Source organism: Paenibacillus polysaccharolyticus, from assembly GCF_023714295.1.
Taxonomy (GTDB): domain Bacteria; phylum Bacillota; class Bacilli; order Paenibacillales; family Paenibacillaceae; genus Paenibacillus; species Paenibacillus polysaccharolyticus_A.
The window spans coordinates 1-426 of sequence record NZ_JAMAUN010000044.1 but is presented as its reverse complement, the minus strand read 5'-3'; the positions used below and the strand labels follow the sequence as shown (position 1 = coordinate 426).

Genomic DNA, 426 nt, shown 5'->3' with positions numbered 1-426 from the left:
GGTTACGGAAACGCCCGGTGACTGCACTGGCGAAAGATTCCAGTTCATCACGAGGCAAATCCAGTACCGGAATAATTTCTTCGTAGAAAGCTTTTTCAACGAATGCGCAAATTTCAGCATCGTTCATCGCTTCACCTACGGTATCCAGCCCTGCCTGGAACGCCACCGGCACCAGCGCGGTGTGCGCACCGTTGAGGATTGCCACTTTCCGTTCTTTGTACGGTTTAATATCGTCAACAATCAGCACGTTGAGCGGATATTTGTCCAGACGCAGTTCAGTCGCTAAGGATTTCGGTCCCTGAATCACAAACAGGTAAAAGTGTTCAGCGGTGTCGAGAAAACCATCGTGATAACCCAGTTCTTCTTCCAGTTTAGCCACTTCATCGCGCGGATAACCGGTAACGATACGGTCCACCAGCGTAGAAC

The 426-nt window shown here is 50.2% G+C and carries 1 pseudogene; it reads right to left on the bottom strand.

Annotated elements, in window-relative coordinates:
* Nucleotides 1–426: pseudogene (uxaB, locus tag M3629_RS28095) on the bottom strand (tagaturonate reductase); the annotation flags it as partial.